This window comes from Lentilactobacillus parafarraginis DSM 18390 = JCM 14109 (assembly GCF_001435895.1).
GTDB classification, from domain to species: domain Bacteria; phylum Bacillota; class Bacilli; order Lactobacillales; family Lactobacillaceae; genus Lentilactobacillus; species Lentilactobacillus parafarraginis.
The window spans coordinates 1-25,139 of record NZ_AZFZ01000046.1; the positions used below are offsets into that span (position 1 = coordinate 1).

Annotated in this window: 23 protein-coding genes; 6 read left to right on the forward strand and 17 right to left on the reverse strand. The window is 44.7% G+C overall.

Annotated elements, in window-relative coordinates:
* Positions 1-107: 107 nt before the first annotated feature.
* Positions 108-722 carry a helix-turn-helix domain-containing protein gene (locus FD47_RS10250; protein WP_054735539.1) on the reverse strand — a complete coding sequence of 205 codons (615 nt, stop codon included), beginning with the start codon at positions 720-722 and terminating at the stop codon, positions 108-110.
* Between the two features lie 84 nt (positions 723-806).
* On the opposite strand from FD47_RS10250, the gene FD47_RS10255 reads away from it, so the two are divergent.
* Together FD47_RS10255 and FD47_RS10260 are read left to right on the forward strand one after the other, a co-directional pair.
* Complete coding sequence (locus FD47_RS10255; RefSeq protein ID WP_235806072.1) at positions 807-2,138, forward strand: DHA2 family efflux MFS transporter permease subunit; 1,332 nt, start codon at positions 807-809, stop codon at positions 2,136-2,138.
* A 69-nt stretch (positions 2,139-2,207) separates the two neighbouring features.
* On the forward strand, positions 2,208-2,900 hold the full coding sequence (locus FD47_RS10260) for a DUF4811 domain-containing protein (protein WP_054735542.1): 693 nt from the start codon (positions 2,208-2,210) through the stop codon (positions 2,898-2,900).
* Between the two features lie 83 nt (positions 2,901-2,983).
* Here the strand turns inward: FD47_RS10260 and FD47_RS10265 are convergent, their stop codons facing one another.
* The gene (locus FD47_RS10265) at positions 2,984-4,162 is read right to left on the reverse strand and encodes an acetate/propionate family kinase (RefSeq protein ID WP_056980633.1); all 1,179 of its coding nucleotides are present in this window, start codon (positions 4,160-4,162) and stop codon (positions 2,984-2,986) included.
* A 363-nt stretch (positions 4,163-4,525) separates the two neighbouring features.
* Between FD47_RS10265 and FD47_RS10270 the strand changes: the two genes are divergently transcribed.
* Complete coding sequence (locus FD47_RS10270) at positions 4,526-4,717, forward strand: hypothetical protein (protein ID WP_008212714.1); 192 nt, start codon at positions 4,526-4,528, stop codon at positions 4,715-4,717.
* A gap of 61 nt (positions 4,718-4,778) precedes the next feature.
* Here FD47_RS10270 and FD47_RS10275 read toward each other — a convergent pair whose 3' ends face one another.
* The 10 genes from FD47_RS10275 to kduI form a co-directional block, all read right to left on the reverse strand.
* Positions 4,779-5,819: a LacI family DNA-binding transcriptional regulator gene (locus tag FD47_RS10275; protein WP_054735545.1), complete on the reverse strand. Its 1,041-nt coding sequence runs from the start codon at positions 5,817-5,819 to the stop codon at positions 4,779-4,781.
* Between the two features lie 164 nt (positions 5,820-5,983).
* Complete coding sequence (uxaC, locus tag FD47_RS10280) at positions 5,984-7,396, reverse strand: glucuronate isomerase (protein ID WP_056980634.1); 1,413 nt, start codon at positions 7,394-7,396, stop codon at positions 5,984-5,986.
* A gap of 18 nt (positions 7,397-7,414) precedes the next feature.
* Positions 7,415-9,040: a tagaturonate epimerase family protein gene (locus tag FD47_RS10285; RefSeq protein ID WP_054735548.1), complete on the reverse strand. Its 1,626-nt coding sequence runs from the start codon at positions 9,038-9,040 to the stop codon at positions 7,415-7,417.
* 51 nt (positions 9,041-9,091) lie between these two features.
* The gene (locus tag FD47_RS10290) at positions 9,092-10,540 is read right to left on the reverse strand and encodes a glycoside-pentoside-hexuronide (GPH):cation symporter (protein ID WP_056980635.1); all 1,449 of its coding nucleotides are present in this window, start codon (positions 10,538-10,540) and stop codon (positions 9,092-9,094) included.
* Positions 10,541-10,910: 370 nt separating this feature from the next.
* Positions 10,911-11,558, reverse strand: coding sequence for a bifunctional 2-keto-4-hydroxyglutarate aldolase/2-keto-3-deoxy-6-phosphogluconate aldolase (locus tag FD47_RS10295; RefSeq protein ID WP_054735550.1), 648 nt, complete (start codon positions 11,556-11,558; stop codon positions 10,911-10,913).
* Positions 11,548-12,534 carry a sugar kinase gene (locus FD47_RS10300; protein WP_056980636.1) on the reverse strand — a complete coding sequence of 329 codons (987 nt, stop codon included), beginning with the start codon at positions 12,532-12,534 and terminating at the stop codon, positions 11,548-11,550. Before FD47_RS10300 ends, FD47_RS10295 begins: the two co-directional genes overlap by 11 nt.
* 15 nt (positions 12,535-12,549) lie before the next feature.
* On the reverse strand, positions 12,550-13,311 hold the full coding sequence (locus FD47_RS10305; protein WP_054735552.1) for a sugar phosphate isomerase/epimerase family protein: 762 nt from the start codon (positions 13,309-13,311) through the stop codon (positions 12,550-12,552).
* A 28-nt stretch (positions 13,312-13,339) separates the two neighbouring features.
* Positions 13,340-14,350 carry a 2-keto-3-deoxygluconate permease gene (locus tag FD47_RS10310; protein WP_054735556.1) on the reverse strand — a complete coding sequence of 337 codons (1,011 nt, stop codon included), beginning with the start codon at positions 14,348-14,350 and terminating at the stop codon, positions 13,340-13,342.
* Positions 14,351-14,440: 90 nt separating this feature from the next.
* Positions 14,441-15,256 (reverse strand): 2-dehydro-3-deoxy-D-gluconate 5-dehydrogenase KduD, encoded by an 816-nt coding sequence (gene kduD, locus FD47_RS10315; protein WP_056980637.1) that lies wholly within the window; start codon positions 15,254-15,256, stop codon positions 14,441-14,443.
* An 18-nt stretch (positions 15,257-15,274) separates the two neighbouring features.
* Positions 15,275-16,120: a 5-dehydro-4-deoxy-D-glucuronate isomerase gene (kduI, locus tag FD47_RS10320; RefSeq protein WP_056980638.1), complete on the reverse strand. Its 846-nt coding sequence runs from the start codon at positions 16,118-16,120 to the stop codon at positions 15,275-15,277.
* 386 nt (positions 16,121-16,506) lie between these two features.
* Between kduI and FD47_RS10325 the strand changes: the two genes are divergently transcribed.
* Positions 16,507-16,785, forward strand: coding sequence for a hypothetical protein (locus FD47_RS10325; protein ID WP_175576985.1), 279 nt, complete (start codon positions 16,507-16,509; stop codon positions 16,783-16,785).
* Positions 16,786-16,813: 28 nt separating this feature from the next.
* On the opposite strand, the gene FD47_RS10330 is transcribed toward FD47_RS10325, so the two are convergent.
* The 3 genes from FD47_RS10330 to FD47_RS10340 form a co-directional block, all read right to left on the reverse strand.
* A complete protein-coding gene (locus FD47_RS10330) occupies positions 16,814-17,572 on the reverse strand; it encodes an IclR family transcriptional regulator (protein WP_054735559.1) in 759 nt (252 codons plus the stop codon).
* A gap of 97 nt (positions 17,573-17,669) precedes the next feature.
* Positions 17,670-18,503: a hypothetical protein gene (locus FD47_RS10335; protein ID WP_056980639.1), complete on the reverse strand. Its 834-nt coding sequence runs from the start codon at positions 18,501-18,503 to the stop codon at positions 17,670-17,672.
* Between the two features lie 31 nt (positions 18,504-18,534).
* Positions 18,535-19,689: a glycoside hydrolase family 88 protein gene (locus tag FD47_RS10340; RefSeq protein ID WP_056980640.1), complete on the reverse strand. Its 1,155-nt coding sequence runs from the start codon at positions 19,687-19,689 to the stop codon at positions 18,535-18,537.
* A gap of 501 nt (positions 19,690-20,190) precedes the next feature.
* On the opposite strand from FD47_RS10340, the gene FD47_RS10345 reads away from it, so the two are divergent.
* A complete protein-coding gene (locus FD47_RS10345; protein WP_404820087.1) occupies positions 20,191-21,477 on the forward strand; it encodes an MFS transporter in 1,287 nt (428 codons plus the stop codon).
* Positions 21,478-21,801: 324 nt separating this feature from the next.
* Positions 21,802-21,987: a hypothetical protein gene (locus tag FD47_RS10350; RefSeq protein WP_054735569.1), complete on the forward strand. Its 186-nt coding sequence runs from the start codon at positions 21,802-21,804 to the stop codon at positions 21,985-21,987.
* A 185-nt stretch (positions 21,988-22,172) separates the two neighbouring features.
* On the opposite strand, the gene FD47_RS10355 is transcribed toward FD47_RS10350, so the two are convergent.
* Complete coding sequence (locus FD47_RS10355; protein ID WP_082620252.1) at positions 22,173-23,804, reverse strand: glycosyl hydrolase family 28 protein; 1,632 nt, start codon at positions 23,802-23,804, stop codon at positions 22,173-22,175.
* Between the two features lie 52 nt (positions 23,805-23,856).
* Entirely contained in the window at positions 23,857-25,062 is a 1,206-nt protein-coding gene (locus tag FD47_RS10360; RefSeq protein WP_056980641.1) for a hypothetical protein, read from the reverse strand.
* Positions 25,063-25,139: the final 77 nt, after the last annotated feature.

Below are 25,139 nucleotides of genomic sequence, written 5' to 3' on the forward strand. Positions count from 1 at the left end.
TTTACTTTAACTTTGGGGGTATAGCTCAGGAAATCCGCTTTTTTGCTCAAGCACATTGCCACCCGCCATCGTTTCGCTGGCATCCATGGGCTTTTTTAATCGTCATCTTACTGGGCCTCAAACACCGGCAGCAAAACCTTATCGGTGAAGAAAGTGACCGTTTTAACGTCGTAATCCCGTTCGCTAATGATTCGGGACAGCATCAATAACAGCGGTAAGTTCAGAATTGCCGGATCAAATTTATCAGGATCGGTTTTCAGCTCGCCCCGTTCAAACGCAGCATGCAGGACCGCCAACAGATTGGTGGTCAAAACATTGCGATTCAGACTGGATTGGGGTCCCCTTGGTGGGATTATGCTATCGCCTTGTTTCATGGCAGCTAAGCGATCCCGGGCAATTTCTTTAATGTTTTTCACGCCAATCAGGGTCGCCAGCGGCACACTTTCAGAAAAGAGCTCAATTAAATCGTCCCGGAGATTGCCATTATCTGGAAGATAGAAGGCCTTGAACGGGACATTTTTCCGTAACGCCGCGATTGCGACGTCGAGTTTTGTTTTCCAGCGGCGGTAGATCGCGTTTTTATTAGTTTGCGCAGTTTGCGCGATGGCATCCATCGTCATATCCAGATACCCGGTTGTTTGAATGAGATGCCACGTCGCGTCCAAAATGGCATTCTCCAGTACTTTTCCCCGCCGGCGCTGGGGCTTTCCCGTCTCTGTCAAATTTAGTTACCTCCCTGTTGACTTTTCAAAAAAACGTCGTATTATCTTTAGAGTACGATAAGTACCCTAAAGGAGTGAAAGAAATTGAAAGATTCTGTAACTAAAGTACAAGCTGAACCATCTCTGACCACCATTGGCATCGTCCTGGTATTGGGTGCCATCGTGCCGATGCTTGACACGACGATGACCAACGTGGGGATTAACACTATTTTGAAAGATTTGGACTCGACTGTCAATGTCATGCAGTGGGTCACAACCGCCTACGTGCTGGCACTGGGCTTGGCGGTCCCGCTCGCCGGATGGCTGTTGGACCAAGTCTCCGGTAAATTACTCCAAGAAATTGCCCTGGCAATATTCGCCGGCGGATCGTTCATTTCAGCAACCGCCAATGCGATTCCTGCCCTGGTGACCGGCCGGATAATTCAGGGGATCGGTGCCGGCGTCATTATCACCGGAATGAGTGCCCTGGCAATGCGGGCGGCCCATGGCCAAAACCTCGGCAAATTAATGGCTGTGGTTGGCCTGCCAATCGTATTCGCCCCAATTCTTGGCCCAACAATTGGTGGGGCGCTAATTAAGTATTTGAACTGGCACTGGTTATTCTACGTTAACATTCCCGTTGTCGTGATCGCCATCACCGTCACCGCTTTAATACTTCCAGCGTTTTCCCCCATCAAGAAAGGCTGCCGCTTTGACGTTCTGGGCTTTATTTTAATCACCGGGCTTTTCTCCGGGATTGTGATTGGCATTACCAATTACAGTACCGACAACGTTTTCGGAAAATTATCAGTGTTATTGCCAATCTTTGTGGGAATCGACTGCCTGATGGCATACATCATTTATGGTACCAGGCACCCGCAAAGGGCCTTGGTCCCCCTAAAACTCTTTAGTAGCGCCCACTTTTCCGCCGCCACCGGCCTGCTTTTCTTATCTGGACTGATGGTCAACGGGGTCATGTTCATTATGCCGTTGTACCTGCAAAATATCCGCCATCTCAGCGTCATTTGGGTCGGCATCTATTTAATTGCTCAGGGTGCCGGCATGTTGGCCACCCGATCGCTCACCGGAACGCTAACCGATAAGTATGGCGCCCGCTGGATCGTGGCTTTGTCGATGCTTGGCGCTGCCATTACGACGATCCCGTGCATCTTTTTTACCGCTGCCACGCCAAAATGGGTGGTGCTTCTGGTCCTGTTCCTTATGGGGCTGACCCGAAGCGGCATCGCCATCCCGGTCATGTCGGACGCTTACACCGGTTTGGATCAAAAACTGATCCCAGACCCGCATGGCGCAAAACATTGGCGGATCAGTCGCCACTGCCATTCTTGCCAGCGTGGTGCAAAGCCTCGTCGGCAGCAACGTTGCGTCAACGGCAACCATGACCAACGCCTACCAAATGGCCTTTCTATGGACTAGTATTGGAACGGTCTTTGGTGTTATTCCCGCGCTATTTCTCACCAACCGTATCGGAAAGAAGGCTGCATAATGTTATTAGTCCTCATCATCATTTTAGGAACCGCAACCGTGATTAGCTTTTGCCGACACAAATTCCGGCTGGGGTGGCTGGCAGCAATCCTATTCATCGTGACCCAGGGTGTCCTATTGCTAGATACCCAGCAGCATTTCGCCACCAAATCCATTGATCGCGTGACCATCGCGCAAATTCGCCCAATTGCGTCAGTTCACGGCAATCACATCATGGTGACAAAGAAAATCAAGCAGGGAAAAACCACATACACGGCTTACGCTGCCAAACGTCCCGGGAAAACGGGCGTCCAGCTCATTCTCAATAAGCATAAACGGGTTGTGATCAACCACGCCCCGACAAACGCTAATCAGCTGGTCACCCAAAGTCAGGAACGCCATTACACCAACCAGGGAGCGAAATGGTTATTCTGGGGTATTACCAATCAAAATCAGCTGGAACACCAGGTGGTGACCTACCGACTGAAAGATGATTGGGTGCTTCTCAGTAAGACCCAGTTAAAGGCCGCCGCCAAACGGCTGAAATCGCCGGCCTACCAAGCAAGTTTGAAGCACACGGTCAAATCCGGCATTCAGTCCGCGGCCAAGCAGCACCCACAGCTTCTTAAAAATCCCCAGCAGCTTAAACAGCTTCAGAACCGTCTGGTTAAACGGGCAATTGGCAACACCTTACGCCAATATCAATCGGCCTAGTCACGAAAAGTCAGGGCAATCCAAATTCATGCGGATGCCCTGACTTTTTCTAAATCATCAAATTAGTAAATCGCACCAAGTGCTTATTCGTGCGCCACTTCCGCAGCAACATCGCGAACCATTGCCAGCTCTTCATCCGCCGGAATCAATAGGATGCGGGCCGAAGAATCCTTGGTGCTCAAATCGCCGGGGGCCTGCTTTTCATTCAAGCTACCATCAAGCTTGATGCCAAAGATTTCCAGTTTCTTGCAGACCTGTTCCCGAACCCATTTGTCGTGCTCACCAATCCCACCGGAAAAGACGATGGCGTCGACGCCCCCGAGTTCGGTAATGTAACTGGCAGCGTATTTCACCGTCCGGTTGACAAACATGTCCAACGCCAACTTGGCACGATCATCGTCGGAGCTTTCAAGATCCCGCATATCTGAGGAAACCCCGGAAACTCCCAGCAAACCGGAACGGTCGTTAAACATTTCGATGACTTCATCTGCGGAGGCCTTCATGCGTTTCATGAAAAATGGAACTAAAGCCGGATCAACATCCCCAGAACGGGTGCCCATTGTCAGGCCATTCATCGGCGTAAAGCCCATCGAGGTATCGACACACTTGCCGTCCTTTTCAGCAGCAATAGACGCCCCCGAACCCAAATGAAGGGTTACAAGTTTGGCGTGATCGTACCCCAGCATCTTGGCCGCTTCCTGCGTAATAAAACCGTGGTTAATCCCATGTTCCCCGTAACGGCGAATGGTGAATTTCTTCGTCAGTTCATAAGGGATCCCATAAATTGCGTTCACTTCAGGGACATCTTTAAAGAACGCACTGTCAAAGACGGCGTACTGGGTTGCTTCTGGTAAAATTCGGCGAATAATTTTAATGTAGGTTGACTCAACCGGATTATGAATCGGGGCAATTTCGCCAAGCTCGTCAATCCAGTTCAGGGCCTTATCGTCAATTTTGGCGACCTTGTCAAAAACCGTGCTGCCGGCGACAACCCGGTTGCCAATCGCGTCAATTTCATGAAGGTGGTCGATGATGCCCAGGTCCTTCAGGTTGTTAAGCATAATCGCCGCGGACCGTTCGTAATCGACGTTATCCTCGGTGCGTTTAAAGACCTTGCCGTCACCATACTTAATCTTCGTAATCGAGCCGGGCATATTGATTCGTTCAACCTGACCGTCAGCAAGCACTTCTTCTTTAGGCATGTCAAACAGCTTAAACTTCAATGAAGAACTTCCGGCGTTCACAATTAATACTTTGGACATAATCTTACCTCCACCATCATTTTTTAAAGCGTTATGAAAACGTATCCATGAGTCCAGTATACTATTTATTGGTGGTTAGTGATACAGATTACCATTGAATAATCGATTGAATCATCGGGATTTTCAATGGTTTGAAAATGGATGGTTACCAATAATGTAAGCGGTTTAAAGAATCCTTAATAAATGCTTAAACAGCTGCCACGACAAGGATTGACGGCTATTAAGGCTAACCCGGTCTGCAAATACCTTGACTCTCCTTAAATTAGCAGTACACTAATATCAATTTCCAAATCAAATAACGGTGATTTGCATGAACCGTTATGAGTCAGTGTTGGAAATAAACTAAAAAAGAAGAGGTACTAAATGACACTTTTAATCTTAGGCATCCTTGCAGTTGCCGGCTATTACTACTTCAAGAACAACCAATCCCGCTCCCAAGCAAACCCCTACCAGCAAGCTCGTGATCCCCACGCATACGCGTATGCACGAAACGACCATCCAGAAATTCTGGATAAGGGTCAGGGAAGCGGAAGACCACGGAAAAACATTAATTAACCATTAATTTGAACCTTAACCCAAAACGGCGTCGGGGGCATTTGCCTCCAACGTCGTTTTTTCATTCCATCAAATCGGTTTTATTCATATTTCGTACGGAACTGCGGACAATGATTTCCGGGTCAATCACTTTTTGCTCAATGTCGCTGGGCTGGCCGTCCTCCATCATTTGAACCAGGCGGGAAACCCCCATGCCAATGATCGTTGAGGTGGGCTTTCGAACCGTGGTTAGCGGCGGCGTCAAATACTTCGAATAGCCCATGTCATCAAATCCAATGAACGAAATGTCCCGTGGGACCTGATACCCCAATTCAATGCAGGCATTAATGGCACCAACGGCCATATCGTCATTTTCACAAATCACACAGGTGGGAATGTCGCCACTGGAAAGAATCTGGCGCATCATCACGTTGCCGCTCTTGGGCCGGTAATCCCCCTGCTTAATCAGTGTCGGTTTTACCGTAATCCGGTGCTCCTTGACGGCACTCATGAAGCCAGCGGTCCGCTGCTTCGATGATTCAAAGCTTGGGAGTCCCTGAATAAGTCCGAACTTGCGGTGTCCTAACCGAATGGCATACTCCGTTGCAATTTTGCCGCCCAACTCATCGCCGACCGCGTAATTGTTAATATCGTGCCGGTCGATCACCCGGTTTAATACCACTAGCGGCAGACCCGTATTGTGGACATATTCGATGAAGCCGTCGTCTGATTCGGACTGACTAATCACGATAATCCCGTCAAAGTTAGTCATCGAAATCGCCTGGCCGTCCATGGCATTATCAACGCCGTTAATTGACAAGGAATAACTCTTGGGCAAAATACTTTGCGCCTGCTCAATGACATCAGTCAGGAAGCTCGCTGACGTCCCAGTGTCCAAGTTGGTAAAGAAGATCCCAATCATATAGGAACGATTGGTCACCAAACTTTTGGCGTTTAGATTCGGTACGTAGCCAATCTGCTGGGCAATCTCGGCAATTTTTTTACGAGTTGCTGGTTTCACCAATTCACTACCATTAAGTGCCCGGGAGACCGTCGTATGAGAAACGTTGGCCATTTTGGCAATGGTTCGAATTGTAACCGTATTTTTATCCGGATTTTTCATCACGCCAGCCCTCCCTGCTTTCAAGTCGTAATCGCATATAAAAATTATTATGCGTGGCATCTTGCGTTTCGTCAAGGTTTGGTCAATCAATTTGATAAAAATAAGGTCGAGGCAATGACTAACCCCGACCTCATTTTATGGATCCATTAATTCAAAAGGTTCAACTAAAATTTAAAGTAGTTTTTAGCATTATTGTAAGCAATATCCTGCACAATCTTGCCGAGCTTCTTAGGATCATTTGGTACCCGACCCTGGTCAACCAGCTTGCCGTAGAAGTTGCACAGTACGCGGCGGAAGTACTCGTGACGTGGGTAGGACAGGAAGCTTCGCGAATCCGTCAGCATCCCGACAAAGTGTGGCAATAAGCTCTCCTGAGCGAAGATCCGCAACTGATCGTCCATGCCTTCAGCCGTATCATTGAACCACCAGCCGGCACCTAATTGAAGTTTCTGAACGGTGCCGCCCTGGAAACAGCCCATCATGGTTGCCAGTTGCATCCAGTCATTGTTATTCAATGAGTAGAAGATCGTCTTCGGCACGTCATTGGTGTCCTGCATCTTGGTGTAGAGCTTCGTGATGTGAGCAACAATATCCGGCTGGGTTCCAACGGCGTCGTAACCGGTATCTGGGCCAATTTTATCAAACATCGGCCGGTTCAAATCCCGACTGGAGTTGATATGGAACTGCATGGTCCAGTTGAATTCCGTGTTCAACTTCATTAAGTTTTCAAGCAGCATGGTCAAATACTGATCGATTTCGTCCTGAGTTAATGATTCGTTGGCAACCCCCTTGGCAACGATGGCGTCCAATTCATTCTTTGTCGCTTCCTTGAAGTGGTAGGTCAACAGTGAGTGGTCAGACAGGCGCCCGCCCATTTCGTTGAAGAACTCAAATCGTTGATGAAGCGCCTTGATAATGCCGTCAAAGTCGTTAATTTCAACGCCGGAAACGTCACTCAAAGTTTTAAGATACTCACCAAAACCGTCACGGTCAATTTGAATCAATTTGTCAGGCCGCATTGCTGGTAAGGTCTTGAAGCCACTTTCAGCTTCCTCTTCCTTCAACAATTTGTGATACTTCAAGTCTGAAGCCGGATCGTCAGTCGTGCAGACAACTTGAACGTTCGAGTTCTTGATGAGGCTGCGGGGCTTAAAATCGTCGGTTTGCAGAAGTTCATTGGCCTTTTCCCAGATCCGCGGTGCAGATTCCTCGGTCAATTCTTCGTCAATATGGAAGAACCGGCGTAATTCCAAGTGGGTCCATTCGTACAGCGGGTTGCCGTACGAATTTTCGATGGTTTTCGCCCACTCAACAAACTTCTTGTATTCGTCGCCGTCACCGGTGATGTATTTTTCGTCAACGCCATTGGCCCGCATCAAGCGCCACTTGTAGTGGTCGCCGTATGTTCCTTCGTTCAGCCAAATTCGGGTGATGTTAGGATAATTCTTGTTTTCGTAGATTTCTTCAGGGTTCAAATGGCAGTGAAAGTCGATAATCGGCATTTTGGCTGCATAGTCGTGAAACAGGGTTTTAGCGGTATCGTTACCCAGTAGAAAATCGTTGTCCAATAGGCTCATTTGATTAATATCTCCTTTCTACTTGATAGCGGCTTCTTCGAGCTCTTGATTACTTTCTTTTGAAATATCGGTCTTTGGCTCGTTCTTTTCCTGAGCTTCTTTCTTGGTCTTAACAACGCCTTGAAGAAGGTCGAGATGTTCAGCGATGTGAATGTTCAGGTAACGATCGTAGAGGGCCTGGTTCTTGAGCAGAATGTTCCAGAACTTGTCACGGTAGACATAGTGGTAATTGTGCTTCAAGTTCATGATTGATCCATACATCGTGTGCAGTACCTGACGGGCATCATCGTTATCGAGAAGGTCCATGACGTTTTCTTTATTCATGTCTTCAGGCTTTGGTGCGGTGCCATCAGTTTGAGCGTTAAAGACGTAGAAGGCTTTAACATCGTCAAGGTTTTCGTAAGCAAATTTGTACAGTTCCAGCATGAAGTCCGGATCCTTGTGGGCGATTACCCGCAAAGCTTCCAGCCAGTTGGTCCCGGCAGTCTTAACGTGCCAGCCGTGTTCCTTGGATACCCGGCCGATGATTTCGTAAACGGATAACTTGTCAGACCCTGAGTGGATACTGAGTTTGTAGCCAAAGTGTTCAGCGATGGCTTCGTGAATGACGTATTCACGTTCGAAGCGCTTAGTATCACCGATGTAATCAATTGCCTTCTGGAATTCACCATAAAAACGAGGTGCCATTGTTGTCGGTGTAATACCGCGACGATGCAATTCATTAGCAAAGAAAAAGTGATTTGGATTTGTTGTTTGATAAGGCGTTTCATCCATCGAAATTTCAAAATCCAAGTTGTAAGGCACAACAAACTTCTTGTAAATACCTGCCGCAAACAGGATTGCGTCATAGAAAGTCAACACAGATTCTTCAACATCATGCTTCGTGAATTTAACTGAGCGGCCATTTCCCAAGTCAAAAGTCTTGTTCAAATAAGTGTCATTGAAATAGCTGATTTGATCAGGATCAAGTGTGTTAAATCGTTTGTCCAACTCATCATCCTTTAGATTAACAATGTCATTATTAATTTCTTCGGTGCAGTCGAGCGTAATCATTGAGCAGCCGATCTTAACGGCGTAGTCAACTTCATATGGTGTCTTAACGTGATCGCCATCAGCACCCCAACCATAAGTAAAACCTTCTTCAAAGACTGCCCACGATGCGGATTGAAAAACATCGGTATTGGTTCGATGCATTAAAACCAGTTCACGAATCGATTGTTGTGCCAAAACCGGCATAATACCGCGGCCTTTGAATAAACGCAAATGAGCATTTGATGCATTGCCCAATCGGTCACCCAAGCCAAATGTGTATTTGTAATTACGACGAGAAGTTGGTCGCATCCATTGGAAACGCTTTGCCAGGGCAACGTTGTTTGGCTCGTTCAATTCGCCAACCAATAAGGTTGAATCCTGATCGTCCAAACTTTCTTCAGCATCGAAGTCACCAGCCGTTAAGCGGTTTTCGTAAACAACCAGGCTCTTTTCAATGATGCCATCACTATTCGTTTGGTGAAGGATGAAGTAAACGTTGCGCCGATCAACTTGAATTGAGGGGGTGTAAATTTCTTTGTTACTTAAGTTATCGTAGTTGCCATCGGCAGCCAGAATTTCTTTAACGTCGACTAATAATTCATTTAAATCCATGATAAATTCCTCCAATTATTTTTAAAAACCATATTCACGAATGTTAACAATTTACTTACCGATCTTGCCGCCTTCCCAACGACCGTGATCCAAATCGTCGGCAATTTCCTTGAAGCGGTGATCATCAAGCTTGTACAGGAAGCCAATAATGACAGCGGCCATTACCAGGTAAATTCCCGGATAAAGCGTCATGGCGGCTTTAATCCCTTGAAGGGCGCCGGCTGACTGGTGGGCGTTGGCAACGTAACCGGTTAATGCAAGAATCCCGGCTGATACCAATGCGGCAATTGACTGCGCAATCTTTCGTGAGAAGTTGAAAGCTGCGTAGGTGATTCCTTCTTTCCGGATCCCGGAACGCCATTCACCGTAATCAATGGCGTTTGAAACCATGGCCCAGGTAATCCCGTTTGGAATTGCCAAAGCGGTGTAACCAATTGTTACCAAGATGATGAAGGTGACGATGTGGTCAGGTAAGACGAAGTTCAACAGGTTGGCAACCGCGCCAACGATGAAGCTAACCATTGCGGTACGTTTTTGACCAAAGTGCTTGGTCAAAGTTGGAATCATGAAGACCCCAAGAATTGAGCAGCCCATCATGATCGCGTTGATAATCGGCTGAAGGCCAATGTTACCCAAGTTGTATTCAGCGTAGAACACCATCATTTGGTTGTTGGTGTTCATCGCTGAAATGGTGAAGATCGTCATTAAAATCAAGGCACCCAGCGGGCCGTTCTTGAAGATGACTTTGAAGTAATCCTTGAAGCCTTCCTTTTGCGCATTCTGGTTTCTGTGCACGTGAACATTTTCCTTCGTACCCAGGTAACAAATGCCAAACATTGCAACGCCAAACGCGGCGAAGATTGCGGCAGCCCAGAAGTAACCGAGCCGTTGATCGCTACCACCGATTAAAACAGTCAGTGGAATGAACGCAACCCCGGCAATGAACTGAGCGCCAACCGACCCGATTTGACGGGTCGTGGCCATGAAGCTTCGGTCCTGCACGTTTCGTGACATGACCGACGCCAGCGACCCGTACGGATCATTGGTGAAGGAGTAGACCAAGCCCCAGATCATGTATGCTGCATATGCGTAAATGATCTTTTGGGTCATCGACAAGCCGTCAGGCATCATGAACGTTAGGACGGTTAAGAATCCTAAGATGACCGCCGATACCATCATGACCGGTCGGAACTTGCCCCGCTTACCAATCTTCTTCCGATTATCAACAACCGATCCGGCAATCGGATCCATAAACGCATCGAAGATCTTAGTGAAGGCGAAGATGCCGCCAACAACTCCGGCGCCAATGCCAACCCCGTCAATCCAGAACTTGGTCAGGTACGCCTGCCCCAAGTCAAACATGAAGCCATTTCCAAAATCACCAAACCCATACGCGATTTTCTGTCGGTTTGGGATCCGCTTTGATGAGTCGTTCATCAATTCATCTTTGCCATCGGATCCAGTATCCTTAGGCGTTACTTTTGCGTCAGTGGTTTCCATTTAGACACCTCCAAAAATAATGTTACCGTTTTCAAATCTAAATAAAAAATAACAAACCAAATCAAATTTATTGCTGATTAACTGGTTGACCCGAATCGTTGCTATGAACTGTTTCGTTTCTCCTTTGTTAACGCTTACAATAATAGCACAAAACAATGCACACGTGAACATTTTTCTGGATATTTTTTGATTTCACGAGTTGATTTTAGTTCAAAGACCCATGAATTCCCGATTTTGTTCACCAACTTTTTTTTGCTTGTGAAGTTCATTTTTGAAACGATTCAAAAACTGAGATGAACTTCCCATTGTTCGTGGAAAATTCATCTCAGCTTATTTAACGCCAATATGATTAATGTTTCTCATTTCCTATTTAATTTAAAATCTTATCAATTTCCGCCTTAAAAGCCCCAGCGTTCTGCGTAACCTGATCATAATCACCCTTGCTTGCGGGACCAACCATTTGACCACCAACACCAACGATTTTGGCTCCCTTTTCAAACCATTCTGATAGGTTGTCCAAACGAACGCCGCCGGTAATCATCAATTTAGCTTGAGGAAATGGACCATGAATTTCCGAAACCATGCTACTCCCCACAATTGATCCAGGAAATAGCTTAATAATATCGGCACCAAGGCTCAGGGCATTCTGAATATCAGTGGGTGTCATACACCCCGGAATATATGGAATAGTATAAAGATTACAAATTTTAGCCACATCTTCAGAGAACGACGGACTCACAATGAACCGCGCACCTGCAATAATAGCAACTCTTGCCGTTGCCGGATCTAGGACTGTTCCAGCACCAATCAAAACATTTGGATCGTCAGCATACTCTTCATTCAACTTTCCGATCACTTCGTCAGCGTTTGGCGCAGTGAACGCCAATTCAATTCCACCAACGCCGCCTTTAATACATGCCTTTGCGGTCTTATAAGCCTCTTCCTTTGATTCACCGCGAACAACGGCAACAATGCCTGCATCTTGAACCCTCTGTAATACCTTAGCCTTATCTAACAAATTTCGACACTTCGCTTTCTTGCTGAATACCAGCTTTTTGATAAAAGCCCTGTAACTGTTCTCTAGTTGGATAACCATCGTTGTCTCCTGGTGTCTGTACCTGCATGGCACCAATTGCATTTCCTCTTAAAACCGCTTCCTGGATCGGCTTCTTTTCCAATAAAGCCGTAATCACGCCAAGGGCAAATCCATCACCAGCGCCAACTGTATCAACAACTTGTTTAACTTTGAACCCACTTACATATTCCGCAATACCATCATTGGTTTTAACGAACGCACCTTTCGCTCCTACCTTTACGATCACTGTATTTGTTCGGCCCTGGTTTAAGTAGAAATCAGCAATCTTCTCGGGATCTCCAGTACCAACGAGGATTTTTCCTTCATTAATTCCCGGAAGAACAATATCGGCGTAGCTGGCCAGTTCATTAATCGTCTTTCGCATAACCTCCTGAGATTTCCAAAGAGCAGGTCGTAAATTCGTATCAAATGAAATCAGAATGTTTTTTCCAATTAACTGATTCACCAATTCTTGAAATGTTAAGAGGGCGGTTTGCGAGATTGCGGGATATATTCCCGTAAGGTGAGCTATCTTAACGTCAGTGAGATCGATAGTCTCAACCAGTGAGGGCTGTAAGTGACTTGCGGCTGAACTCTTTCGATAATTTGCAACATCAGGATCTCCATGAGTAACCAGCTGTTTGAATTGGTGACCCGTCAAATACTTATTCGTCTCAAAAAGATAATCGGTTCCAATTCCTAATCGTTGGATTGTATGACTAATATATTTTCCAAGTGGCTCCTGACCTATTTGGGATACATATTGCACAGAGTGCCCCAGTCGGTGACTTCCAATGGCAACGTTTAGTTCAGCGCCACCAATGCCTTTATGAAACTCTGTTGCATCCGCTAACGAAACGTTTGGTTGTTTTGATGCGAAAACGACCAGTGGTTCACCAATAGTTATTAATTCACTCATATGCGCCACCTCTCTTTATTTTTCGACTGATGATCTTGCTGCATTACGAACCATCCTCATCTGGTCTGAAATAATCTCGTCAGAACTCATTGGATACTCCAAAGCATATTCAACATTTTGCGGTAATTGATCGACCATCGCTTTCCAGTCGTATAATCCAGAATTTAGATCATCCGAGGTTGCAAATCCACTATTTGTTTGAATAACATTCTTTAGATGCACATAATCAATAAATCCGTGCAAGCTGGCCGCGGCGTCACTTGCGTTTTCACCAACAAATGCCCAGTTTCCAAGATCATATACATAGTCCAAATTATTGATTCTGGCGGTTCGAGTGGCATTCAAAAACTGCAAAATATTTTTTGAGGTCCCAGATAATCGGCTCTGATCATTTTCAATGTTCATTTGGATAGTGCTCGTTGTAAATTTTTCCAGCGCCTTTTTCAAATCACCCGCAAATTTATCAAAGTGACCAATGTTAAACTTAATTTTATCGACTCCAAGGGCCACAGCCTCTTGAAAATACTGATCAAGTTTTGGATTGATTGAACCGTCTTCCAAGAAAATGACGTCTGGGACGCTATAATTCACAAGAAGATGATTTTTATTTGCGGCACTCGCAATTTTGGGCGCTTCCGAGTCAATATCTGAAAAATATTCCCGACGAACTTCTATGCCGTCAGCTCCTAATTTCTTAATTCGATCAATCAATGACAGTTGAGATGCGCCACTTTTAACATCACTTTCAAATACCAACGTGTTGATGATAAGCTTCATTTTTTATTCCTCCATTGAGTTGTGGCGTTTAATGACCAGAAACCTGATCAGGCGCAGCTTGAACGTTATTGGCGGCTTGTTTCCCGAGTCGTTTCTGGAGCCGCTTATAATACATCATCGTAACCATCGGCGTTAAAATTGCAGAAACTAGCACGCTGGTTGCAACAATCGCCGTTGCTGATCCGGCTGTTGCGTTAAATGACGAGTCCATTTGGGCAATGACAATGGGTACCGAAACTGCAGCACCCGCGGTTGAAGATGCAGCCCATCCAGCAAGCCCATCAGAACGGACAAGATAGCGATCGAGGAGATAGAGAACATAGCCAGAGATAAAGACAACCGCGACCCCAATTAAGATACCGACTAATCCTGATTTAAGAATCATTGAAAGGCTGAGACTATAACCGATCGTGAAGGCAAAGAATGGCACTAACGCTCCTTGAAGTGGACTAAACAATGCCTTTAGGTCAGGATCCAAGCCGCCAAGTACCATCCCTAAAACAAATGGAACCAATGTGGAAACCAATGCCGGCCAAGGAAACGCTCCGATTCCTGCGAGTCCTAAAGTAACCATTGTAAAGAATGGACCAGACTGGATACTAAAGAATGGGTATGCCGCAACGTCAACCTCACGATCAGGAATTGTCGTCATTAAAGCAACATACAGACCACCATTCGATGCGTTAAACGCTGCAAGTACCGCTAAGACGGATAACCCTGAGAAGATTCCGGTCGTAATTCCCGCTTTCGGCAAAAATAAATTCATCAAAATGGCAATTAGGGCGGCCAGGATGACTTTCCCTAGCAGTAAAGTCACCCCTTTTGCGGCAATTTTACCGGATGACTTTAAATTAATGTTTGTTCCGACCGCAAAGAAAAAGATGAACAATATCACTGAAGTTCCAATCATGAATGAACCCGTCACTCCGGTTAACGTAACGTCTGCTTTTGGCCAGATTGAGTGAATAATGGCACCTAGGACTAGTGGTACCACCATCATCCCCCCAGGTATTTTCTCAATATTCTTTTTAATTTTCATATGCTTACACCCTATATTTTCTTGTGGTATTTTTCACAATCGTTTCAAAATAAAAACAGAGTTCCAACCCTGCTTTTATTTCGACTATTTTTAACGAACCAGGTAACCACCATCAACAGGAATGATTGCCCCGTTGATGTAGTTGGCCGCATTACTTGCCAGATAAACCGAGATGCCCATCAATTCATATGGTTCACCCCAGTGTCCAGCAGGGATTCTACCCAGAATCTCATCATTCCGTTGTTTATCTGCCCGGATAGGAGCGGTGTTGGCCGTCTTAATATACCCGGGGGCAATCGCGTTTACCTGCACATTGTAGGCTGCCATCTCACTGGCAAAGGCCTTCGTTAGCCCGGCTACACCATGCTTTGCAGCGGTGTAGGATGGGATAAACTTACCACCCTGGAAGGATAACATTGAGCCAATATTGATGATCTTTCCAGATTTTTGCTTGGCAAATTCCTTAGAAGCTGCTAATGACAAATGATAAACGGCCGACAGGTTAATGGCAATCACGTGATCCCAATCTTCATCCTTAGATTCCAACAGCGGATTTCGTTTGATCATTCCAGCGTTATTGACCAGAATGTCAATGTGGCCAAATTTGCTGATCGCTTCAGCAACCACCTTTTCGGCAATGCCCTTTTGAGTTAAGTCAGCTTCCATAAATTCAACCCGCTGGCCATGGGCTTCAATTACCTGACGAGTATCGTCCCATCCCTGTTTACCAAAGGTGGGGATAAAGATATCAGCGCCTGCTTCAGCCATGGCCACGGCATAACCTTGACCTAAGCCAGTGTTGCCACCTGAGATAATGGCGACTTTCCCTTTGAGGCTGAACCAAGACATCTTGAACTTGTTCAGTTCCTCGGTGTTATGCATAATTTCTTCTTTTGATTGTGCCATCAGTCCATCATCCTCCCATTATCTCAATTCATGCATGTCAACGGCATCCATGTCATCATAGGTTTGGTTCTCACCACACATTGCCCAGATGAATGCGTAATTAGTTGTCCCAACACCACAGTGAATTGAGAAGCTTGGGTTAACAACGGCTTGATCAGGTTCCAACCAAATATGCTTGGTGTTGTTTGGGGTGCCCATAAAGTGAGCAACCCGGGTATCTTTCGAACCAAATTCGGTATATAAGTATGTTTCCATTCGACGAGCATGGGTATGAGCAGGCATTGTGTTCCATGAATTTCCGGGTTCCAAAACGGTGTATCCCATCTGCAGCTGGCAGGTATCCATGATTGATGCGTCAATATACTTGTGGATGGTCCGTTTGTTCATATGTTCCTGATCCCCCATTGGCATAGCAATCGAATCCTTGTATGCCAATTTTTTAGATGGGTAAGCCCGATGTGCTGGCGTTGAAACAACGTAGAACTTAGCTGGCTTCGAAGCATCATCGGATTCAAATACGACGCTCTTGGTACCCATACTGATGTAATAACCGTCATGGGGTTCAATTTCTTCAGTCTTACCATCGATGGTAACTTTACCTTTACCGCCAATGTTAATGAATCCAAGTTCCCGGCGTTGCAAGAAGAACTCTACCCCTAACTGCTTATCCAGTTTAATTTCCAGTGGTGAATCGGTTGGGGTAACCCCACCGAAGATCATCCGGTCATTGTAGGTATAGGTCAATAAAATATCACCAGGGTTGAAGATCTTTTCCATTAAGAATTGGTCTCTCATCTGATCCGTATTGTAATGATCAATATCCTCAGGACTATGTGCGTATTTGGTAACCATGTTAAATGCCATTTTAAGTTCCTCCATATATTTCTTATTTGGAAACTACCATTTCCTATTTACACAATTAAAGTATATAACGGAATCATAAAAAAACAAGGGGGATTTTTGGCGGAATAGATCGGGCACTTCTGAAGCGCTTACATAAACGCTGATATAACGCGTTTACATGGTTTTAAATAAAAATAAATCTTTTTGATGATTTGCTATTTTTTGAGCAAATTTCATTTTCCTTTATGGAAATTGACTACTTTTCTTTCTCGAATTGCTGATATGTCTGTCGTTTCATCACAAATTCATTAACTAAAATATCATGTTTCGTTGTGAAATGAATACCAAAATTGACATATTTTTTGCAGCCGAATAGGATAGGGACTATGAATGAGGAGGAGATTAATTTGGCAAAATCACAGAAGATCGTTATTGATCCAGAAAAGTTTGCGTACCATTTTATCGATTCAATCAACAATAATCATATCGATAAGTCAGAAATGAGAGACGCAGCGAAGAAACAACTTTTTGCGTATCTATCTGCGTATGTTCTCGCAGAGCAATTCAATCAATCAGAAGCCAGTAATTTCTTAGATAATCAGCAAATCAACATCGATAATCTCTCAATGGGCAAATTCTTAGAATTAATTTCTCAAAAAACTGATTTCAATGCACCGAATATGTAATGAAAAAAAAGGTGGGACTGAAAACGAACTATTTATCAAGTTCATTTTCGATCTCACCTTTTGTTATGGTTAATTCTTTTATGATCTTTGTCTTATACGATGGGGTTAGTCTGAACTTTGGTAGGCTAATACTGATCGCTGCGATTGCTCGACCATGATTCACAATCGGCATTGCGATACAATATCCCCCCACTTCCTGTTCCTCATCGTCAATCGCATACCCAAGCTGTTTAACCTTCGCAACTTCAGAAACCAACTCATCCTTGTCGGTAATTGTATACGGGGTAAAGGGTTTTAAATCTCTATCTTTCAAGTACGCATTCAGTTCATCCGGCGTATAGGTCCCCAGAACTGCCTTTCCGATTCCTGAACTATACAGTTCACGTGCCATCCCAATCTTGGAAGTCATATAAATTCCCTGATGCTTTGGCTCTAGTTTATTGACATAGACGACCCGATTCTTTTGCGGGATCGCTAAATGAATTGTTTCATCAATGATCGACTGCAATTTTTCCAGATTAGGTCGAGTCATATCAACTAGGTTAGTCGTATTCGTTCGAACTGAACCATACTTCACTAGTGCCGGACCCAAGTAGTACTGCTTAGTACCGTTAGTTCTTGATACATAGCTTAAATATTCAAGTGTCGTTAATATTTTGGAAACGGTTGGCGGATTAATAGCCGTATCCTTTGACAGTATTTGAACACTCTTCGGTTTGCCATCCGATAGACTGTCAAGAATTTTGGAAGCCTTAATCAAGACTGTCCCGTACATCTTTTCGCTCATGACGATCCCTCCACTGTACAATTTCTTATTTGGAAATCATTATAGTCGAAAAAAGGTGCCATGTCGAATAAATAAAAAGCTAAATCTCAATTCTGAGTTAACCAATGTTGTTTCCATACGCCTCTATCTGCGTCAATGCGGGGAAATCCGAGTTGTCCTGGGCTTTCGTTAGATTTTTTAATTTAATCCAAGAAGTTTGAATTTTCAAAAAGCTAAATGACTGGAATTCCAAACTATTCGTTGTATCAAAAACCTTTTCTGAGCCATCTGAAAACTCAATTGTGGCATTAACCCAGTAGCTATCATGGGGATAGTCCCCACGATACAATAGCTTAATACAGTCAAGTTCAACGTCGCGGCCAAAATCCACTTTCAATTCAGCATCCGCACGGCCACCAATTCCCCAACACTGGAATGGATATTCGCCGTGTGAAAGGTTTGCTAGCTTCCCATCGATCACGTTCTTTGCAAAGAAAACCGACTCTCCACGAGTCTCCACATTTGCACTTGCATGTGGATAAGCCCCCGTTGCTTCATGTTGATCGTGAGGATTCAGTGCTAAGTTCTGATAGCGCACTATATCGGCTTTAGAAGCTTTTCGTACGATTACATAGTGCCGCTTTGAGCGAAATGATGTATCTAATTGACTTGGTGCCAACGTCTCTGAGAGTGGGATCGTGTACCGCCACTCCTTTTGAGCCAAATAAATTAGACTCGGATTGAGGGTTTCGTCCAGTTGAACCCATAAATATTGGTTTGGTTGGTCAATACGAACCCGTATCTGATCCCCAACACGCCAACGCATCTCTTTGACGCCCAACGTAACCAATTCATCCCCCTGAGCCGAAAATGCCGTTTCATCTTTATCGTCAGAGATCTGGCCGCTTATCACCTTGTCATTTCGATCCACAAAGTCAACCTTAATTGTCATTTTATCCGCCTCTCTTAAATATCTAAAATCATTACCAAATCAGGAAATCTTTTCCAAGAATTCTTAAAATTGCTTCAACAAAGAAGTAATCAGCATACACAATCCGATCCCGCTTCGGTCCATTCTGATTGTATTGCACCGACCCATCTGTAATAATTCCGTCAGTTGCAACGTTGTAGTCAGCGTTATTTTCATCAAGATGTTTGAGAATCTTCAATGCGGAGTCAACGTACAACTGGCGCTCTAAGTCAGGAACCTGTTTGCCAATTTCTAATAATCCACAGGCTGCAATTGCGGCCGCAGAAGTGTCAATTTGAATTGGATCCTTGGGGGCCCGAAAATCAACTAGTGATTCATAATCATTCCGCTCTATATTAGCCAAGAAATAGTGGGCAGCCCGTTTAGCAGTATCCAGATATCGTTGATCATGAGTGTGGACGTAGCTCAGCGCAAATCCATAAATTGCCCAAGCCTGGCCTCTTGACCATGAGGAACCAACGCCGTAACCTTGCCCACCGCGAGTTTCCAGCAATTCTCCAGTCTTCGGATCAAAAATGCAAATATGATTAACCGACCCATCAGCCCTCACGTGATTCTGCATAACAGTATCTGCATGAGTTCGGGCAATATAATCATATCGAGGATCATTTGTGACGTCCCGAGCCCAATACAAAAGTGAAATATTCATCATTGAGTCAATGATCACCCAGCCATTCCGATCGCCAGATTCATCAGGATTCCAAGCTTTAATGAATTTACCAATTGGATTATAACGACCGTTTAACAAATTGGCTGCGTGCAACCCACGGGCTAATGAACGTTCATGCTTCGTTAACCGATAATCGGCAACTGCCGTGTGGAGCCACATAAAACCAACATCATGGTCAAGCCCCATGAAGTTGGTAAATGCATCATCTAACCGTTTTTCAGAAAAACGAGCATAAGTCTCATAGTCTTTATCGCCAGTCGCATGGTATAGCTGCCAAAGCATCCCTGCCCAGAATCCGTTTGTCCACCAAGTAATATCCTTCGAACCTTCGTCTTCATAATGGCCATTCACTGGAATATATGGAATATCAGTTGATAAACGTCTCATTTCAGCTGATATTTTTTTCTGGAGTTTTGATAAGACATTTGTCGCCCAAACATTTTCATCAGGTACCGTTCCCAATTTTGTTATTTGCATAGTTTCACCTCATTGATAATTTTACTGGGAAGAGATAGTTTCCTTATAGGAAATTTCTCTTTCTTGCTGTTCAAATTCAAGTATAATAGCGCTTTCAAAAAAATCAAGAATATTTTTACGAAACTACAGTAAAATCACTTAGTATTTAGACTGGCAGCAACACACAATGTCAATACCAATTTGTCATTAAAGCCGTCATATAGCGGTTGGTTGCTTATACCATTCAGCGATTCATGGAGTAATTTACTAAACAGTGACTAAAATAATCACAAAAGTTGTTGACATTTTCTTCAAACAGCTTTAAATTTATCTCGTAATAAGAAAACACGATTTCCTATTTGGAATTTATAAGGAGGGCTCGAATGATGCGATTAGACAACTATCGAATTATTACATAAATCAACGTTAATAACTTTTTTATTTAGTTCGAATTGAAAGCGCTGCCTAAGTGCCTTGTTAATCTATTTAGGGTGCGCCTCACAAAAGAAGGAGTGACTTATTTTGCAAGATGATGATAAGAAAACAAAGAAAACTGCTGTCGGCCAAATTGCCAATGCCAAGGTAAGCGACGACAAACAACCAAAATTACCATGGATGTTCTCATGGGCAATGTTTATGGCTCCCATGATTTGGTACGGGCCAACGGTTGGTGTCAGAAACACCTTAATTCCTCAATTGTTTAGTCAAATTGATTCCGCAAATAAAGTTTGGGCTTATGGCATTATCGGAGCCGTCGCAACCCTTGTATCTGCTATTACTAACCTTCTATTCGGTGCACTATCGGACGTCACACGAACCCGTTGGGGAAAGCGAAAACCCTACATCGTTCTTGGAACACTTATCATGGCCGGCTCCTTAGTTGCAGTTGCCAACTGTAAATCAGTGGTTGCTGTTATCTTGGTATGGATCATTGATGCCTCTGCAGAAAACGCAATTGCCGCATCAATCTATCCACAAATTTCTGACCGAATTGCACCAAAATGGCGGGGGACCGTATCAACATTCTATGGTGTTGGTTTTACAATTTCACAGCAAGGCTTCACAATTTTAGCAGCTCAATTCTTAGGTAACGTCAAATATGGTATTTATACCATGGCTGCAATCGCTGTTGTCTTGGGAATCATTCACCTGTTTCTTTCAAATGAGCAAGGAAATCTTGATGAGCCAAAGATCAAACTCAGCAAAGAAACATTTAAAAAATACTTTTTTATTCCAACTAAAGGGGCTCACGATTTCTATTTAGCCCTCTTCGGTAAGTTCTTCATGGTTGTCGGTAGTACGATCGTTACAACATACCTACTGTATATTTTCACCGACTACATGGGGCTGAACAGCAGTCAAGCCGGTCATTCAGTATCCATCTTCTCAACCTTAATGTTAGTCATTGGTGTCACGTTTGCCCTGATCGCTGGTCCTCTAGCTGACCGTGCAAAACGAATTAAGCTCCCTGTAACGATTGCAACATTCCTTCTAGGATTTGCCGCACTGTTTCCGTTGTTTGCGGTTCATCCATGGGCTATGTATGTATACGGTGTTATTGCAGCCGTTGGTAATGGTATCTATAATTCCGTTGATGGCGCATTAAACCTGGATGTTCTCCCATCATCTGACACAGCTGGGAAGGATTTAGGATTGATTAATCTGGCAAACACGTTATCCCAAATGGTTGGTTCCATTTCTGCATCAGCAATTGTTTCAACTTGGGGGTATCATGCCATCTTTATCTTCGCCGTTGGTATGGAAATCATCGGTGGTTGCCTGATTGCTGCCATCAAATCTGTTAAATAGCTTTCAAATCAACACGATTTCTCACTAAGTTTTTAACGCGATTCAAACATTGAACGAAATCACTATCTAATTGAAAACAGGTTCCATGAAATCCAAAAAATTTCATGGAACCTGTTCTGTTATCTACTTTTAACAAGTAACGTCAATGTATAGCTAATCTATTTCGAACAAGACACCTAGAGGCGATATTTTGAATGCTATGCGTGATTATAAATGTGTGTTACGGTTGTTAAGTTATGACATGAAAATCAATTACTGGAACTGCTGCCGAAGTAATTGTTGATGCGCGCGGCATTTTGGCTTAATTAAAGGATGAATAAACCCATGAGTAAATTATTAATCCGGATCACCACGGTGATGATACTGATCTTCATTGCCTGGGGAATTTCCCAGATAATCAAGAATTTCATTGGAATTTATCAACAGGGTTTATGGGTTGGAATCGGCGCAACAGCCTTCCTTATCTGTGCCATTATTTTAAAAGGCATGTGGGACAAAAGGAATCATTAAATTATTTCTCGATTCTAAATGGCCTCCACATAGAGTTTTTCACCCATAACTCATCATTTTGAATAGATTCAAAAACTGAGATGAAATTTCCTTCAAATTTGGAAAATTCATCTCAATTCGTTTATCTATTAAACTCGCTTTTGTCTCGAGTACTCGCAAATATTAAATGATTCATGTTTGTAATCTTAACCACTTTGCTTCCCATTTATTCTCAGCACACGAATCGTCCGCATATCAGCATCAATCACTGGCGCAGTCCCATCTTCACGGTGCACATTTTTAAAGGTAATCTTCCGCGCATACTTCACACAAATTTGTGGATCATTCGCATTGCCATTGTTTGGAAGCGTCACACTATCCAGGAGAACATCTGAAATATCGGAACAGGCACCGGTTTGGGGCTCATAAAAGCCCACAAATTCAAGCGAGTGGCCGTTACCAGTAATTTGCGTATTGCTGATTTGAATCGTTTGGAACACCGGTAATGTTGGTGCTGCCTGCCCGTCGGCATTATAGTCGACGCTGTGCACCATGAATCGATCGACTCGGCAGTCCTGCATTTTAAAGTTTCGGATATAACCGCCACGGGAAGCATGGGCTTTCAGCTCAACACCGTAGTCAGTATCGCTTACAACACAGTCCCGTAGTGAAACGCCGTCAACCCCGCCAGACTCTTCGCTGCCAATCGCTAACACATGGCCGCCAATCATCTTCAGATCAAAGATGCGGATGTTCTTAGCCAGAATGTTAATTTGATTGCCTTCGGGATTTTTACCTGACTTAATGGCAATACAGTCATCCCCGGTATCAAATGTCGTATCAAAGATCATCATATTCCGGGAAGAATCGGGATCCCAGCCATCCCCATTATCAATTCCCCGAGACTGAATATTAACCCCATGTGTCGTCACCGTATCACAATAGATCATATGAATTGTCCAGCATGGTGGATTCTTAACGGTCACGTTCCAAATATCAACGTTCTGACACTGAATAAAGCTCAGTAAACGCCCGCGAACACGGCGCCCACCAATGCCGTCCGACACGTATTGCGGCCACTTTTGCTTATCGTGATACCTTTCTTTCATCCCATCACCCAACTGATTGCCGCCGCCTATGATAGTTCCGGTACCGCAAATCCGAATGTCGTGGCAAACCATGTTCATGCGATTTTCAGGTGTCAAATATCCAGCATTGATCAAGCTCCGGAAACAATTCATCTCCCAGCCCTCGTAGCGGGTCAGTATCAGCCCATCAGCATTAACGTGCTGGCTGGATTTGCTTCGGTCCCCTTGAGCGTATACATAGTCTGACGGATCAGTCGATCCCTGCAGCGTCCCGTCCACTTGAAAAACCATGTCACTTTTTAGATCAATCGCCCCACTCAAAACGATTGTCCCTTTAGGGATTAATACGGTCCCACCCTTCGGACAATCAGTAATTGCCCGTTGCAGTGCCGCGGTTGAAAGTCGTTTTCCAGTGGGATCTGCGGCGTAAGGTGCTTGAGTGACGTCAATTAGTTGCGCCGCCGGGCGGGTTTTAACCCCTATCTTTTTGGTAGCAGCCACTATCCGTCCTTGAGGAAACAAGCTCCGGACTTCAAACGTATACTGCGTGTTTGGCTGCAAATCAACAACCGTTGCGTGGGTCTGCTTGGAAGTAGTTTTAAGTATCTGATGGCCATCCAAAAGGACAACGTACCCCGTAACTTCGCGATAGTCTACCGGTTTATCCCAAACTATCGAAACGTGGGTACTTCCAAGAGTCGCTGGGGCAACCATGGGTCTTTGAGGTGCTAAGTTTGATGTATTTGTCACTCGTTTATCCCTTCGTTCCTGTTAGCAGAAAAATAACTTGCAAGGCGCTTATTTAATCCAGGCCATCAGTGATTGCCAACAATCTCACCCGCATATGATCCAACACAGCCCGGCCAAATTGCCGCTCGGCCCGACTGCCGATCATGTTGACGGCCAAAGTCATCTCACCATTAAAGGTACTGATGGCCACTTGGTACATCGGCATCCGTCTAAACGAGCCGGTCATGATCAGTTGTTGAACATCCGTGTCCGCAAACCGTAAGCGTTCCTGGTCAACGATCCCAAAATTAGTGTAGGCAATCTCACGAACGTGATAACTGGCCTCAACCACCTTCTGCAGTTCATCAATCGATTGGCCGGCATCGACCTTAGCCACCAAGCCCCTGATAGAATCAAGAAATTGCTTGGCTTTTTTTCGATCAACCATCTGCTCATGAACTTTCTTAGCCGTTACCGCAAGGCCCTCTTCAGGTTGGCTTACCACATCAAAATTATATCGCGCAGTCATATTCTGGACCCGCAGCTGTTGCCGCTGATCAGCTGGTAAATACTGGCGCATATCCGTTGGGCACGCCAACGCAATTGCCTCAACACCGCAATACTGTTGAATCGTTTTGCCAAACGCCGCCATCAGCATATCATTCAGAGTAACTCCCAGCTTGCGGGTGGCGGCGTGCAGTGCCTGTGTCTGTTGTTCAGTCAGCTGGGTATGGATCACCTCATAAGTCGGGGATTGGGAATCAGCTAACTTTGGCAATAACAGTTTTTCACTTGGATGATCGGTCGTGTTGACCGTTGGCTTAGTCGTTGCCAGCAACTGCCGGATCCCATCAATGTCCGTATGATTCTGGATCCCTTTTGGAACTGCTTGGCGGTTATAACACTCCGCCAGCAGGTACAGGAGCTGCTTAGTTCCGGCACCATCACTCAGAATATGGCTCACAAAGATAATCAGTTTTTCGCCGGTCACAATGATTTTTAGTTGCGGCTGGTTCATAAAATCAAGACGGTTGGCCGCACCCTCGTCATAATCGGTCACCACCTTTACAATCGTGGCCGCGTCACGGTCAAGCGGCACAAATTGGTTATCGGCCACTTCATAACTCGCAAAAATTTCCGGAATAATCTTGCCCACCGCCACAACGGCACGCTTTAGACGATCAACATCAAGTTGATCGGACAATCGTAGTTCACATCGGACCACCGGGTACAGTTCGTCCAACCCAATTGTGTGCAGAATATTTAATGGATCCACCATTTAGAATGCTTCCCTTCTCTAATAAGAACGCTTTCAATTTTATTAACTTGAATTTACACTTTAAGTGCAACACTAAT

Coding starts and splice junctions, on each gene's coding strand:
- FD47_RS10260 (WP_054735542.1), top strand. CDS start 2,208: ATGTTATTAGTCCTCATCATCATTTTAGGAACCGCAACCGTGATTAGC.
- FD47_RS10265 (WP_056980633.1), bottom strand. CDS start 4,162: ATGTCCAAAGTATTAATTGTGAACGCCGGAAGTTCTTCATTGAAGTTT.
- FD47_RS10270 (WP_008212714.1), top strand. CDS start 4,526: ATGACACTTTTAATCTTAGGCATCCTTGCAGTTGCCGGCTATTACTAC.
- FD47_RS10275 (WP_054735545.1), bottom strand. CDS start 5,819: ATGAAAAATCCGGATAAAAATACGGTTACAATTCGAACCATTGCCAAA.
- uxaC (WP_056980634.1), bottom strand. CDS start 7,396: ATGAGCCTATTGGACAACGATTTTCTACTGGGTAACGATACCGCTAAA.
- FD47_RS10285 (WP_054735548.1), bottom strand. CDS start 9,040: ATGGATTTAAATGAATTATTAGTCGACGTTAAAGAAATTCTGGCTGCC.
- FD47_RS10290 (WP_056980635.1), bottom strand. CDS start 10,540: ATGGAAACCACTGACGCAAAAGTAACGCCTAAGGATACTGGATCCGAT.
- FD47_RS10300 (WP_056980636.1), bottom strand. CDS start 12,534: ATGAGTGAATTAATAACTATTGGTGAACCACTGGTCGTTTTCGCATCA.
- FD47_RS10305 (WP_054735552.1), bottom strand. CDS start 13,311: ATGAAGCTTATCATCAACACGTTGGTATTTGAAAGTGATGTTAAAAGT.
- FD47_RS10310 (WP_054735556.1), bottom strand. CDS start 14,350: ATGAAAATTAAAAAGAATATTGAGAAAATACCTGGGGGGATGATGGTG.
- kduD (WP_056980637.1), bottom strand. CDS start 15,256: ATGGCACAATCAAAAGAAGAAATTATGCATAACACCGAGGAACTGAAC.
- kduI (WP_056980638.1), bottom strand. CDS start 16,120: ATGGCATTTAACATGGTTACCAAATACGCACATAGTCCTGAGGATATT.
- FD47_RS10330 (WP_054735559.1), bottom strand. CDS start 17,572: ATGAGCGAAAAGATGTACGGGACAGTCTTGATTAAGGCTTCCAAAATT.
- FD47_RS10335 (WP_056980639.1), bottom strand. CDS start 18,503: ATGACAATTAAGGTTGACTTTGTGGATCGAAATGACAAGGTGATAAGC.
- FD47_RS10340 (WP_056980640.1), bottom strand. CDS start 19,689: ATGCAAATAACAAAATTGGGAACGGTACCTGATGAAAATGTTTGGGCG.
- FD47_RS10350 (WP_054735569.1), top strand. CDS start 21,802: ATGAGTAAATTATTAATCCGGATCACCACGGTGATGATACTGATCTTC.
- FD47_RS10360 (WP_056980641.1), bottom strand. CDS start 25,062: ATGGTGGATCCATTAAATATTCTGCACACAATTGGGTTGGACGAACTG.